Source organism: Fibrobacter sp. UWP2, assembly GCF_900141705.1.
Classification (GTDB): Bacteria; Fibrobacterota; Fibrobacteria; order Fibrobacterales; family Fibrobacteraceae; genus Fibrobacter.
Window position 1 is genome coordinate 31,887 of sequence record NZ_FQYM01000024.1, and the last position, 13,931, is coordinate 45,817.

The window sequence follows — 13,931 nt, forward strand, 5'->3', positions numbered from 1 at the left end:
TATGTAAAACAAAAAGGCGGCATTTTCATTGCCGCCCTTTACGATTTTCGCACCTCAAAAATCTACTCGAACACCTTCTTCTTGCGCTGGTCACGGCCAATGACAACGAGTGCGACGACCACGCCGGCAAGGAGCGCCACCGAGGTGACAATCCATGCGGTTGAATGTCCGCAGGTTATCTGGAAAAAAAGCACCGAGAGGCTCCAGCCGATAATTGTCTGGAACACCATCATAAGCGTTCCATAGAAGCGACCGAGTTCGCGGAAGGCGGTTCCCATGGCGGCAAGGCACGGCACGTAGAGCAAGATGAACAACAGGTAGGCCAGCACCTGGAAACGCCCCAGGTTGAAATGCGCCTGCATCATCTTGTACGCGCCTTCGTTTTCAGCACCTTCGCTTTCTTCGATAGCGTCTTTGACGCCCAGCGGGTTCGCAATCGAGGTAAAGACTTCTACCAAATTCGCCGGGACGCTCACGAGAGCTTCTTTCACCGTCGATTTGAGGCTAAATGACGACTCAGGTCCCTGAGCCTGCCGAAGGGCCTCGTTCTCGGCTGGAGCTGCGCCAGCCTCCCCCGCACCGTCCGTGCCCTCGATGGCATACAGCGAATTGAGCGTTCCGACAATTGCCTCTTTTGCGAAGAGCCCCGTAAAGAGCGCCACCGAAGCAGGCCAGTTGTCGCGTTCGACACCGAAGGGTTCGAACACCGGCGTAATCACCGTGCCCACGGCACTCAGCACCGACTTTTCGTTGTTGTCGTTACCGAAACTTCCGTCTGTGCCGACGGAGCCCATAAAGCCGAGCACCGTCACCATAATGAGCACGACCTTGCCCGCGCGGAAAACGAATTCCTTGAGGCGGAGCCATGCGTGGCGGAAAAGGTTGCGCACCTTGGGCAAATGGTAAGGCGGCAGTTCCATGATAAACGTCGATTCCTTGCCCATGAAAACCGTATGGCGCAAGAGCAGACCGTAAATCAGGGCAATCACAATGCCCGTCAGGTAAATTCCGAACACGAGCGCCCCTGCGCTTTCGCCGAAGAACGCCGCGCCAAACAGCGCATACACCGGGAGGCGCGCGCCGCAGCTCATGAACGGCACCAGGAACAAAGTAAGGAACCTTTCCCGTTTGTTTTCGAGCGTACGCGTGCCCATGAGCGCCGGCACCGAGCAGCCGAAGCCCACAATCATCGGCACGAAAGCCTTGCCCGGGAGCCCGAGGAACCGCATAAAGCGATCCGCCACGAACGCCGCACGCGACATGTAGCCGGAATCCTCGAGGAACGAAAGGCAAAGGAACATGAAGAAAATGACCGGAATGAACGTTGATACCGTCTGGATGCCCGTACCGATGCCGTTCGCCAACAGCGCCACGATAACACCCGGCGCACCAATCTTCGTCAGGAGTTCCGTCATGCCGTCCACGAAAATTCCGCCGAACAAAATGTCGAAGAAATCGATGAACGCGCTACCAACCTTCACCGCAAACCAGAACACCAAATACATAGCGATAAGGAAAAGCGGAATTCCCAAAATACGGTTCAGGAAAAGTTTATCGAGCTTGTCGGTCCGCGTGCGCTTGGTAGTGTTGTCGCGGATGACCGCCTTCGCGATGTCGCGGGCGTAGGAATAGCGGGAATCGGCCAGCGCAAATTCCACCTCTTCGCCCAAGTCCTCTTCAATCTTATCGTGCGGAATTTCAACACCGAGTTCGTCGGCAAGTTCAAGCACTCGCCCGCTATGTTCCAAATACTGCACCGCCGTCCAGCGCGGACTTGCGCCGAGTTTTTCGGCTACGGGCTTGAGCGGCACCGCAATTTCTTCAATCAGCTTTTCCAGAACTTCGGAATGCTTGACCGCTTTCGGGAGCGGAAGTTCACGGCTGTTATGCAGCAGCTTGTGCAAGTCGTTCACGAAGCCTTCGCAACTCTTGGGCGAAACCGCCGTAAGGCCAATCGCCGTCACGCCGAGGATTTCTTCGAGCTTGTGCAGGTCCACATGGATGCCGCGGCTCGCCGCGATATCCATCATGTTCACCGCCAGGACCATCGGCACGCCCTTTTCCATCAGCTGGCTCGTGAGGAACAGGTTGCGCTCCAGGTTTGTCGCATCCAAGATATTCACGACCAGGTCCGCCTCGCCCTTGAGCAGGTAATCGAGAGCGGCACGCTCGTCTTCGGAGTTTGCAAACAGCGCGTAAATACCCGGCAAGTCCACCACGCGAATCGTGTGGTTGTCGAGCTTGAACTGGCCTTCCTTCTTTTCGACAGTCACGCCAGGCCAGTTGCCCACAATCTGGTTCGAGCCGGTCAGCGAGTTAAAGAGCGCCGTCTTTCCGCAGTTCGGGTTGCCCGCAATCGCAATCGTGAAAACTTCTTTCTCGATAGGCATCAAACTCTCCTCAACTTGAGCACGTTGGCTTCTTGTTTACGGAGCGAAAGCCTGTACGAAAGCACGCTCACCTCGACCGGGTCGCCGAGCGGTGCCACCTGCAAAACCTGCAGCACCACGCCGCGCACAAGCCCCATTGACAAAAGTTTGGACTTGTACTGAGAATCACCCGTGTTGTATCCAATAATTTCGGCCTTGTCGCCTTTTTTAAGTTCCGAAAACTTCGGTTCGTTATTCATACACCAACGATTTACTTTTTCTTAGATTTAGCGGCGTTCGACTTTTTCGCCGTCGCACCCGTATTGGGGGAATTCACAAATTCCTCGATTTTCTCGAGAGTCTCCGCCGAAAGAATGTGTTCCATGCAGCAGGCGTCCTTGTCGGCAATCGCCTCGGACACGCCGAGCTTGATCAGGAATCCCTTCAGCAAAATATGACGGTTCAGAATCTGGGACGCCACAAGCGCACCTTCCGAAGTGAGCTCGATACCGCTGTACGGTTCCTGCGTCACAAGGCCGAGCTTCTTAAGTTCAATCACCGCCTTAGCAACCGACGGCATCTTGACCTTGAGCGCCGCCGCAATGTCGCGGACACGGGCAATCCCGTTCGCAAGGCGCAGCATGTGCACCATTTCCAAGTAGTCTTCAAGGCTCTGGCTTAACTTTACTTGTTCCATAGGACGGCTCCGATTAGACGAAAAACACACCTTATATATTAGTCATAGCTAAATTTAGAAAGCCTTGGCTAATTAGTAAAGGCTAAACTGCGGAAAATGGGGGTAAAAAAGCCACCCCGCGATTAAGCAGGGTGGCCGTACTGTATGGTGATTGGACTAAATACTATTCAACATTGTCGCAGCAACTCTGACGTCATAGAAATAATCTACAACCGGGACGATGTAATAGGCAGTTCCGGTGGTCACATCCATTTCCTTGGTGACCTTGCCACTAGCGATATCGTAGCGGTAAATGGCGCCGCCCTTGCTGTCGGCGTGGCCCACGAGGACACTCTTGCCATCGGCATCGCGGTGGATGGAAGGTGCGAACCACGGGATGGTCGGAGTGAGGCCCTTGACTTTTTCAACGGTCTTCTTGTAGACATCGACCACCACGAATTCCCATTCGTAGTTATTGAAGTTGGTCGGATCGGCAAACGTGCCGAAGAAACCGAAGAATTTGCCATTACCCATGTAGGTACCGCCCACCATCAGGCTATTATTGTTGGTTTTCTTACCATCGTAAGCAGCATCGTGCATGCGGAAGACCCAATCCTTATCGAATTCGCTTTCGCCGCTCTTGATGCGCACCCAACCTTCCTTGTAGCCTTCAATAAAACTGTAGGAGGCGTTAGAATAGAAGTAGATGTCGCCCTTTTCGTCGACAAAAGAGGCCGTTCCGTTCATGTCGTCCATGCCGCCAAGAGCTGCCACCTGGTCGGTGTAGATAACCTTTTCCACTTCATCCTTATTCAAATCAATGATTGCCACGGAGCCACGCGGGCCAGCAATCATGTTGTTGAAATCAACGAACTGATTAAGCGACACATACATTTTCTTTCCATCAATGACTGCGGAACCCGGGACAGTGCTCAGTGCGCCGCTTTCTTCATCAATGTATTCAGAAAGATCAATCGTCTTGACCGTCTTAAGCGTCTTAATATCAACGACCGTGATTGCATCACCCAAAGCCTGTTCCACATACAGTTTTCCATCGGACTTTTCTGTATGCAAGAACTTCATGGCGATAGCATTTGTACCCGTAAACTTGGCGGTGGCAGCGGGCTCATCAGCCATCTTGAGGTCCTTAACCTCGTAACGGGAAAGCGTACTGTTCATGGCATCGTCTGTAGCAAGTACATAGACGGAGCCGTTGAAATAGGCGACGGAGCCAGCATTCGGAGCTTCGATAAAGTCCTTGACAATCTTTTTTTGGTCGGCAGAAAGCGGAGCGATACCCACAAACTGCGATGTTTCCATCATGAAAGAGAGAAGGTACTTGGATTCTTCCTTCTTTTCTTCTACGGAAGAACTAGACTTAGCGTCATCCTTGACAGAAGAACTGGATTTTTCTTCTTTTTTAGAAGAGGAACTCTTATCTTTCGCCTTCGAAGAAGAACTCTTGTCCTTCTCTTTTTCGACAGAACTGGAGCTAGTCGGTTCGTCGGCAGAGGCGCTGCTGGAGTCATCGCACGCGGCAAGGCCAAAGACAAGGCTTGCCGATGCAAGGGCCATTAGGATTTTATTTTTGAAGAGGTTCATTTGATTTCCTTTTGTTTATAGTGTAAACTTGATTTTGGTGGCAAAGGCGCGGCCGGGCTTGGATTCGCCATACTTATCGAAGACGAGTTCATCCATAAAATTGCGCACTTCAAAATTCCACGAGAGTTTATTAGCAAGAATCGAGTATTCTACGCCTAAATCTTGCGAGAAGGAACTCGGAATGGTGCGATCCTGTTTGTTGGAAACTTTCCACGAGTAATAATATTCGTCTGTGTAATTTGCCAGCCAGTACAACTTGAAGAAATCATCGCGGAAGAGCAAATCGCCTATGTGGAATTCTGCGCCGAAATTCATGTAGAGCGTGGGAATATTCGGCACGGTGAGTCCCTTCGCAATTCCAAACGCCAAATCCGTTTCGCGGCTTTCAGCATCTTGCTTAGTGAGGTTGTAAGAAAGCGAAATGTACTCGTTGATATCAACAGCGGCATCGATTTCAAAGCCAGTCGTCTTGGTACCGACGCTATTGTAATAGGGACGAGGAATGGCCGCATAGTTGTTCCAGAAAATACGGTCATCCATAAGCATGTAGAACCAATTGAATTCCAGGTGTAGCTTGAGCAACAGCGGAATCTGTCGCAAATCCAGTTCAGTACCCGCCGTAAAATTGTCCGACTTTTCGGGTTTCAGGTTCGGAGCACATTGCACATACATACCGTCGCCAAAGATTTCTTCGCGGGTCGGGAATCGCAAACTGTGCTGGTAGCCACCCTTGACTGCAAACTGATCAATAACGGCAACCTGATCCAAAATTTTCACGCGCAGATTTTCGCTGTAACCAAAGTCCTTGTGGTCGGCATAATCGTTGATAAGTTGCTGGATACGTTTTTCACCGTCATTTTCAGCTTCGATGACATAATAATACCCCTTGATGCCCGTCACATTTTGAATTCGTTCGTTCCAGAAATTATTTTCGAGCGAAAGACCCGACACTACCGAATGGCTATGGCCCGGGAAACCGGCATTATTGAGCTTCTGTCCCTGAACCATGCGTTTATCCTTCGGATCTTGCGATTCATAGCGATACAAGCCGCTCTAGGTGAGAGTATGATTTGGGGTGAAGGCATAATCAAAATTCCAGGGCGCAACGAAGGTCTGGTTTTTACGCTCGATGTGAGATGCACCGCCCATCGTAATTTCGCCAAAAGCCCTTTTGTTTTCGCGGAAATTGTTCTTATCCCAGCCGTAATAATACGTGTGGCTCGTATCGACAATAGCCTCTTTGCCGAAGGCATAGCTTAGCGAAAGCCCCATCGAAAGCCCCTTCACAAATAGGTTCGCCTTTTCAAGGGAAAGATTCACGCCGTAGGACTGCGCATTTGCAGTCGCTTCTTCGATGCGGTGGGCATTTGACTGGATTTCTTTATCCATCGCGTTGTAAATCACGCCAAGGGTCATACGGTCAAAAAAGAACTTTTCCAACGAGACATACGGCAGCACATTGTAACTGTAGTAGCGGTCGTGATCGCGCGTTACCGTCGTATCCATGTAAGGCGTGGTGAATTCGTAATCGTTGTCAGAATAGTTGTAGTAGGCAGAAATCCCCGTTGCAACGGAGCGCCCCTTAAGCGAATCGACCACCCAGACATACTTTGCATCGAGCGAAGCCTTGTGCGTATTAAAACTTCCGAAGCCGTAGGAACCCGTTATGGAACTTTTGGGCAAATCATGCGTCACAATGTTGATGACGCCGCCCATGCCGTCGGTCGCGAAGCGTTCGGGCACGTAGCTCTTGTAGATTTCAATGCGGTCAATCTTGTCGATGGGAATATCGTTGACCGAGAAATTTCCGTTACCGTTATCGACAGGCACGCCATCAACAAGCACCTTTACGTTCTTGCCTTCCATGCCGCGAATATTGATTTTACTTTCGCTACCCATGCCGCCCGATTGGCGGATTTTCACGCCCGAAGAACGATTCGTGGCGTCAGCGATGGTGGCGCTGGAGCCCTGAAGTTCCGTAGCGTCCATCACCTTGACCGATTCGGCCTTAGTTTTCTTGTCGACGGGTGCGGCTTCGTTGATACCTTCGCCTTCAATACCCATTTCGTCAAGAACCGTTACATTCGAGTTCTTTTCCGACGCATTTGCAGGAGCACCTTCGTTTGCAGGGGTTTCTTCGGCAAAAACATCGTCAAAATTCGTGATTTCTTCGGCAGATTCAGATTTTTCACCGTTCGTCGATTCTTGTGCACGCGCAGCCACAGAGGCAATCGCGACTATCACCAGCATGAGAGTTGTCAATTTGTATGCAAAAAGGTGTTTCATCGCGCCCAAATTGAGAAATAAGCGCAAAAAAATTCTACTCCAAAAGGTTTGGCGAAAATCCGTTTGGAGTAGAACAGAAAACGTTTTTTTCCAAAATTTGATTCAGCCCTTTTGGGAGGAAACTCTATGAAAAAGAAATCTCTGCTCTCTTGGATTTTTCTGTTTGCCAAAAACAAGAAAAAATACTACATCGCAAGCATTTTCTTTGCGCTATTGCGCGTCACTTGCGGAATCGTCCCTTACATCATTATCGCCAATATCGTACACGAATTGCTTTCGGGCGTGCGCGATTGGGATGTTTACCTAAAAGAATGTTTGATTATTGCGGCATTCTGGTTCGGAAACGTCCTGTTTCACAGCATTTCCACGACGCTTTCGCACGTAGCGACATTTAATGTACTCGGAAACATCCGCAAGGATCTTTGTGACAAGCTTTCGCGAGTGCCGCTGGGTTCCGTTCTTGACATGCCTTCGGGTGAGCTCAAAAACATTCTGGTAGAACGCATTGACAGCATGGAAACGACGCTCGCGCACATCGTTCCCGAATTCACTTCGAACTTGATTCTCCCTATACTCATGTTCGTCTACCTTTTCCATATCGATTGGCGCATGGGTCTTGCCTCGCTTGGCACACTCCCCTTCGGAATGATCGCCATGGTATTTATGTTTAGCGGCGCCCAGAAGTGGTTTGACAATTCTGTTCAAAAAACGAAAGCCCTGAACGACACGGCTGTTGAATACATCAATGGTATCGAAGTCATCAAGGCGTTCGGCAAGTCAAAATCGTCATACGACAAGTTTGTTGTAGCCGCAAAAGAAGGGAGCGACTGTTTTGTTGAATGGATGCGCAAATGCATTTGGCCGCATTCTATCGCCATTATGGTCGCTCCTGCCACACTATTGACGGTACTGCCGTTCGGTGGTTACTTCTATTTCAACGGGACCATTTCGGCCGTTGATTTTATCACCATCATCATTATCTCGGTGAGCATCATGATGCCGCTCCTTACCATCATGAGCTACAGCGATGACATCAGCAAGGCTGGCGTGATTTTTGGTGAAGTCGGCTCGGTGCTCGAAATGAATGAACTCGAGCGCCCCATCGTAGACTTGCACAAGCCCGCAAACAACTCGATTGAACTGAAGGATGTCCGCTTCAGCTACCACAAGGGTATTGAAGGCGAAGAAAAGAAGGAAATTCTTCACGGCATCAGCATGAAACTCCCTGAAGGCAGCTTTACCGCATTCGTGGGCCCGAGCGGTTCGGGCAAATCGACGATTGCTCGCCTTATCGCCTCGCTTTGGGATACCGACAGCGGCGATATCGAAATCGGCGGCGTGAATATCAGGGACCTTTCGCTCGAAGAATACAACCGCCGCGTTGCTTACGTTTCGCAGGATAACTTCTTATTCGACTTATCCGTCCGCGAAAATATTCGACTCGGGCGGCCTTCGGCATCCGATGCCGAAGTCGAAGAGGTGGCGCGCCAAAGCGGCTGCTACGACTTCATTATGAGTCTCGAAAACGGATTCGACACAATTGTCGGCGGCTCGGGCGCCCACCTCTCCGGTGGCGAGCGCCAGCGCATCGCCATCGCCCGCGCCATGATGAAAAACGCCCCGATCGTGATTCTCGACGAAGCGACCGCCTACACCGACCCAGAAAACGAAGCCATCATCCAGAAATCCGTGGCAAAACTCGTACAAGGCAAGACACTCATCGTGATTGCGCACCGTCTTTCTACCGTCAAAGACGCCGACAAACTCTACGTCATCAAGGACGGCAACATCGACAGCTGCGGCACGCACCAGGAACTGCTCGAAAAGGGAGGTCTGTACAAGTCCATGTGGCAGGCCCACATCAGTGCCAAGGATTCCGAGGAGGATGCATAAATGTTCGATACACTCATTAAATTCTTCAATTTCTGCAATGCAGAAAACCGCCACAAATTCTACGGTTCCATTATCGTCGGCGTTTTCAACTCCTTCTTCATGGCACTCCGTATCGGTGCCATGGCAGTCATGCTGCAGGGCGTTATTCGCCACGTGCAGGGAACGGCGCCGTTCACCATGGATATCGTTTGGCTTTCGCTTGGGATCATGGTAGTAAGCCTTATTGGCGCAACCATTACCAAGCGCGTCATGAGCATGTGGCAGACCGAAGGCGGTTACCGCACTTGTGCGAGTAAACGCATCGAGATTGCCGAACACCTGCGCTATCTGCCTATGGGCTACTTCAACAAGAACAGCCTCGGCTACATTACCTCCGTCACGACAAACACCATGGAACAGCTCGGCGACGTGGCAACCCGCGTAGTCATGATGGTCACGCAGGGCATTCTCGACACCGTCCTCATCATCGTGATGATTGCCTTTTTCGATTGGCGAATTGCGATTGTCGCAACCATCGGCTTTGCGATTTTCCAATTCATCAACACACTCATGCGCATGAACGTTCGCGCCATTTCGCACGAAAAAGTGGAATGCGACAGCAAGGTCGTCGAAAAAGTTCTCGAATACATCCAGGGAATTGCCGAAGTCAAGGCATACAACATGACCGGCAAGCGTTCCAAGGAACTGAACGAAGTCATCGACAAGTGCACCGCAGCAAACATCAGCATGGAACTCAAGTGCGTCCCGCTTTCGAACTTGCAGACCTTTATTGCAAAGCTCACTGGTGTTGCCATCATGATGTTCTCGATTCATTTCTACTTGAACGGAACTATGGAACTTGCCGATTGTGCTATCATGCTCGTGTGCTCCTTCATGCTATTTGCAGTCCTTGAACTGGGCGGCAGCTACGCAGCACTCCTCCGTACAGTCGATATTTCGGTCAACCGCGCAAATGACATCTTGAACAAGCCGACCATGGATATCGATGGCGACGACATCTCCCCCGTCAATCACGACATCAAGGCAAACGGCGTCGATTTCGCCTACGACAAGCGCAAGATCATTGACAACGTGACGCTTACCATTCCCGAAAAGACGACCACGGCAATCGTGGGTCCGAGCGGTTCTGGAAAGACAACGCTTTGCCACCTGCTTTCACGCTTCTGGGATGTAAATGCAGGCTCAGTCACTTTGGGAGGCCGCCGCGTGCAAGATTACAGCATGGACAGCCTGATGAAAAACTTCAGTTTCGTATTCCAGAACGTGTATCTGTTCCGCGATACAATTGAAAATAACATCAAGTTCGGAAACCCGGGCGCTACACACGAACAAGTCGTTGAAGCCGCCAAGAAAGCTTGCTGCCACGACTTTATCGAAAAGCTGCCCGACGGCTACAATACAGTCATCGGCGAAGGCGGAGCAAGCCTCAGTGGTGGCGAACGCCAGCGCATCTCGATTGCTCGTGCCATCATGAAGGACTCCCCCGTCATCATCTTGGACGAAGCCACCGCAAACGTGGACCCCGAAAACGAGCGCGACCTGATGAACGCCATCCAGGAACTGACCAAAGAGAAAACGGTCATCATGATTGCCCACCGACTCAAAACCGTGCGCCACGCCGACCAGATTGTCGTCTTGGACAAGGGCCGCATCGTGGAACAGGGCAAGCACGAAGAACTCGTGAAGAACGGCGGAATCTATGCCCGGTTCATCGATTCCCGCCGTGAAGCAGTCAGCTGGAAACTGTAATGCAGATTCAGCTTTCGGACCACTTCACTTGCAGGAGGCTTCTTCGCTTCGTCTTTCCGTCTATCTTGACAATGTTTTTTACCACCATCTACAGCATTGTCGATGCCGCATTTGTCTCGAACTTTGTCGGAAAGACTTCTTTTGCTGCCGTAAACCTCGTCATGCCGGTCCTTATGCTTATTGCCGCTCCCGGCGTGATGATGGGGGCCGGCGGCAGCGCGCTCGTCGCAAAATTCCTCGGCGAAGGCGATAAAGAAAAAGCGAACAAGGCGTTTTCAACAATCGTGTATGCGACAATCGCCTACGGAATTACCGCAAGTATCACGGCATCCTATTTTATGGAAGGATTAGCCGCATTCCTGGGTGCCGACGGCGAGTTCCTTTCGCAGGCGACTCGTTACGGGCGCATTGCTGCCCTTGGCGGAATCGCCTTCGTGTTGCAGCATCTCTTTTACTGTTTCATGATTGTGGCAGAAAAGCCTAAGCTGGGTTTTGCGCTTACGGTTTTAGCGGGCATCACAAACATTGTACTGGACCTGTTGTTCATTGTCGTTTTGGAATGGGGCATTTCCGGAGCGGCCCTAGCGACCGTTATCGGTCAGTCCGTCGGAGGATTCACCCCGTTCGTATTTTTCTTATTGCGAAACAAGACTCCTCTCCGAATCGTAAAACCCGTTTTCGATGGCCGCACGTTGTCAAAAGCCATATCGAACGGAGTTTCCGAGCTAGTCACAAACATCGCCATGTCCATCGTAAGCATGCTGTACAATTTCCAGCTCATCAGAATTGCCGGAGATACGGGCGTTGCCGCATACGGGGCAATCATGTATGTGAGCTACATTTTTTCGACATTCTTTACAGGCTATTCGTTTGGACGTGCTCCCATCATAAGTTTCCATTACGGAGCCCGCAATACAAACGAACTCAAAAATCTATTCCTTATGGATTGCGTGATTGTCGCGGTTGCGGGTATCGTACTCACGGCCTCGTCAGAAGCGTTGGCATTACCTTTGGCAAAAATTTTCGGCGGTTACGATCCAAATTTATTCGAAATGATTCGCCACGGCATCGTCATCTATTCATTCGCTTACTTGCTGATGGGCGCGAACTATGCAGGTTCCTCTTTCTTTACGGCCCTGAACAACGGCCTGGTTTCGGCTCTCATTTCGTTCTTGCGGACATTCGTGTTCGAAATCATCGCCGTGCTTGCGCTCCCCATTTTCTTCGGGCTTGACGGCATCTGGAGTTCGTGCGCTGTTGCTGAAATCGCCTCGTTTGCGGTTACTGCAATCTGCGTCGTGGCCTTCCGTAAAAAATATGGCTACTGTTGATTTAATATTCATGCAAAATTCTCCATTTAAATCATGGACAAGAATGTCATTGCGATTGGTTATGCGATAGCGGCGGCCGCATTTTATGCACTGAATGTTCCCTGCTCCAAAATGCTGCTGGCCCACATTTCGCCTGTATTCATGGCGGGGCTGCTCTATATTGGTGCAGGGCTCGGCATCGGCTTTCTCTACCTGTTCCATATCAAGCACGAGCCTCTATCGGAAAGGCTCTGCAAAAAAGATTTCCCCTACACGCTGGGCATGATCCTGCTCGACATTGTCGCCCCCATACTGCTCATGTTCGGCGTCAAGTACGGAACATCCAGCAACGCATCGCTGCTCGGGAACTTCGAAATCGTCGCGACAACGTTGATTGCGCTATTCATCTTTAGAGAAAAGGTGTCTACGCGTTTGTGGATTGCTATTTTATTTATAACGACATCCAGTTTCATTCTCTCGTTCGAAAATGCCGATGGATTCAACTTTTCGATCGGCTCCATCTTCGTCCTCGGAGCGACCATCTGCTGGGGGCTAGAAAACAACTGCACTCGCAAAATTTCGGACAAAAGCACATACCAGATTGTGACCATAAAAGGTCTCTGTTCCGGAATCGGTTCCATCGTCGTTTCGCTTACCACAGGCGAAATGCTTTTTGCCGCAAAATACATCCCGCTCGCCCTGCTTCTCGGCTTTGTGGCTTACGGCCTGAGCATTTTCACCTACATCCGCGCGCAACATTACCTGGGGGCAGCAAAGACCAGCGCCTTTTACGCATTCGCGCCCTTTATCGGCGTTCTTTTTTCTGTCGTGCTCCTGAACGAAAAAATCACGCTGCAATACGTCGTGGCGCTCCTGGTCATGATTGCCGGTACCATTTTTGTGGTTTACGATACGCTTGTCCGCTCACATTCGCACATGCATCAGCATATTTTCACGCACACGCATGGCGGCATAACCCATACACACGTTGTTACGCATTCCCATTTGCACAACCATGTCTTTTCCGATGCAAAGCACAGCCACAGCCACAACATCAAGGACCTAGAAAAAATCTCGACACACTGATGAGGAATGTTCATTTTCTTAAAAAAGTGATATCCCGTTATCTTGCTTTTTCAAACTCATTTACCCATTCCTTGACCTTCGCCTGCAAAAGTTTCTTGTCGGGCAGGTACAGCTCATAGGCAGAGGCGTAAATATTCGCATCCTCGGGCAAAGTCAGCTTCACAAGGGTATCCTTCTTCTCCTTGCAAAGCAAAATGCCAATGGTAGGCTTTTCAAAATCCTGCTTTACATACCTGTCGTAATAGTTTACGTACATCTGCATCTGGCCGAGATCCTGATGTGTCAACTTGTCGACCTTCAAGTCAACGAGCACATAGCACTGCAACAGACGATTGTACAAGACCAAGTCCACATAGTAATCGTCTTCGTCAAAGGAAAAACGCTTCTGACGCGCTTCGAACAGGAACCCCTTCCCCAGTTCAAGCAGGAATTCCTGCAACTTGCCGATGATGGCAGATTCCAAGTTAGACTCCGAATACGATGCGTCCGGCTTCAAACCGACAAATTCCAGCGTCACCGGATTCTTGATGATATCCTCCGGTTTTTCTACCACATTGCCAACCCGCGACAGGCGGGCGACCTGCTCCTTGTCCCGGCTCAGCGCAAGACGTTCATACAGGCTTGAACCATACTGCCGTTGCAATTCGCGAACAGACCAGTTCCCGGAAGTCGCCTCAATTTCGTAAAAACGACGTTCGTCGGCATTCTCGATGCGCATGAGAACCAGGTAATGGGACCACGAAAGAGTAAAATCAGGCAAAACTTCAGATTGGGGCAACACTGTTGCCCCAATTTGCTGGGGACAATAAATACGATAAAAGAAGCGGCAACGCTTGAGCGTATCAACGGTCCAACCGCCTTCATAGGAAGATGCCCCAAAGTTAGTTGAAATTTCTGCAACCAAAAAGAAAAAGGTGGTCTCCAACTTGTAAATTTGGTTCAGCAAAAAAACACCAAGCA

Annotated in this window: 11 protein-coding genes; 4 read left to right on the top strand and 7 right to left on the bottom strand. The window is 50.5% G+C overall.

What is annotated here, in order from left to right:
* Positions 1–62: 62 nt before the first annotated feature.
* The 6 genes from feoB to BUB55_RS10870 all read right to left on the bottom strand — a co-directional run bounded on the left by feoB (position 63) and on the right by BUB55_RS10870 (position 6,933).
* The gene (gene feoB / locus BUB55_RS10845) at positions 63–2,390 is read right to left on the bottom strand and encodes a Fe(2+) transporter permease subunit FeoB (RefSeq protein ID WP_073191149.1); all 2,328 of its coding nucleotides are present in this window, start codon (positions 2,388–2,390) and stop codon (positions 63–65) included.
* Positions 2,390–2,629, bottom strand: coding sequence for a FeoA family protein (locus BUB55_RS10850; protein WP_072799394.1), 240 nt, complete (start codon positions 2,627–2,629; stop codon positions 2,390–2,392). Before BUB55_RS10850 ends, feoB begins: the two co-directional genes overlap by 1 nt.
* Positions 2,630–2,640: 11 nt before the next feature.
* Complete coding sequence (locus BUB55_RS10855; RefSeq protein WP_073191151.1) at positions 2,641–3,066, bottom strand: metal-dependent transcriptional regulator; 426 nt, start codon at positions 3,064–3,066, stop codon at positions 2,641–2,643.
* Positions 3,067–3,222: 156 nt separating this feature from the next.
* Positions 3,223–4,647: a hypothetical protein gene (locus BUB55_RS10860; RefSeq protein WP_073191154.1), complete on the bottom strand. Its 1,425-nt coding sequence runs from the start codon at positions 4,645–4,647 to the stop codon at positions 3,223–3,225.
* Between the two features lie 15 nt (positions 4,648–4,662).
* Positions 4,663–5,655 (bottom strand): TonB-dependent receptor domain-containing protein, encoded by a 993-nt coding sequence (locus tag BUB55_RS10865; protein ID WP_073191157.1) that lies wholly within the window; start codon positions 5,653–5,655, stop codon positions 4,663–4,665.
* 45 nt (positions 5,656–5,700) lie between these two features.
* The gene (locus tag BUB55_RS10870) at positions 5,701–6,933 is read right to left on the bottom strand and encodes a TonB-dependent receptor (RefSeq protein ID WP_143153022.1); all 1,233 of its coding nucleotides are present in this window, start codon (positions 6,931–6,933) and stop codon (positions 5,701–5,703) included.
* Positions 6,934–7,059: 126 nt separating this feature from the next.
* On the opposite strand from BUB55_RS10870, the gene BUB55_RS10875 reads away from it, so the two are divergent.
* The 4 genes from BUB55_RS10875 (at position 7,060) to BUB55_RS10890 (ending at position 12,971) form a co-directional block, all read left to right on the top strand.
* A complete protein-coding gene (locus BUB55_RS10875; protein WP_073191163.1) occupies positions 7,060–8,826 on the top strand; it encodes an ABC transporter ATP-binding protein in 1,767 nt (588 codons plus the stop codon).
* Complete coding sequence (locus BUB55_RS10880; protein ID WP_073191166.1) at positions 8,827–10,575, top strand: ABC transporter ATP-binding protein; 1,749 nt, start codon at positions 8,827–8,829, stop codon at positions 10,573–10,575.
* A 65-nt stretch (positions 10,576–10,640) separates the two neighbouring features.
* On the top strand, positions 10,641–11,906 hold the full coding sequence (locus BUB55_RS10885) for an MATE family efflux transporter (RefSeq protein ID WP_200778531.1): 1,266 nt from the start codon (positions 10,641–10,643) through the stop codon (positions 11,904–11,906).
* Between the two features lie 33 nt (positions 11,907–11,939).
* Positions 11,940–12,971 (top strand): DMT family transporter, encoded by a 1,032-nt coding sequence (locus BUB55_RS10890; RefSeq protein ID WP_073191172.1) that lies wholly within the window; start codon positions 11,940–11,942, stop codon positions 12,969–12,971.
* Between the two features lie 37 nt (positions 12,972–13,008).
* Here the strand turns inward: BUB55_RS10890 and BUB55_RS10895 are convergent.
* Positions 13,009–13,931: PDDEXK nuclease domain-containing protein (locus BUB55_RS10895; RefSeq protein ID WP_143153023.1), on the bottom strand; the 923-nt coding region annotated here is incomplete at its 5' end.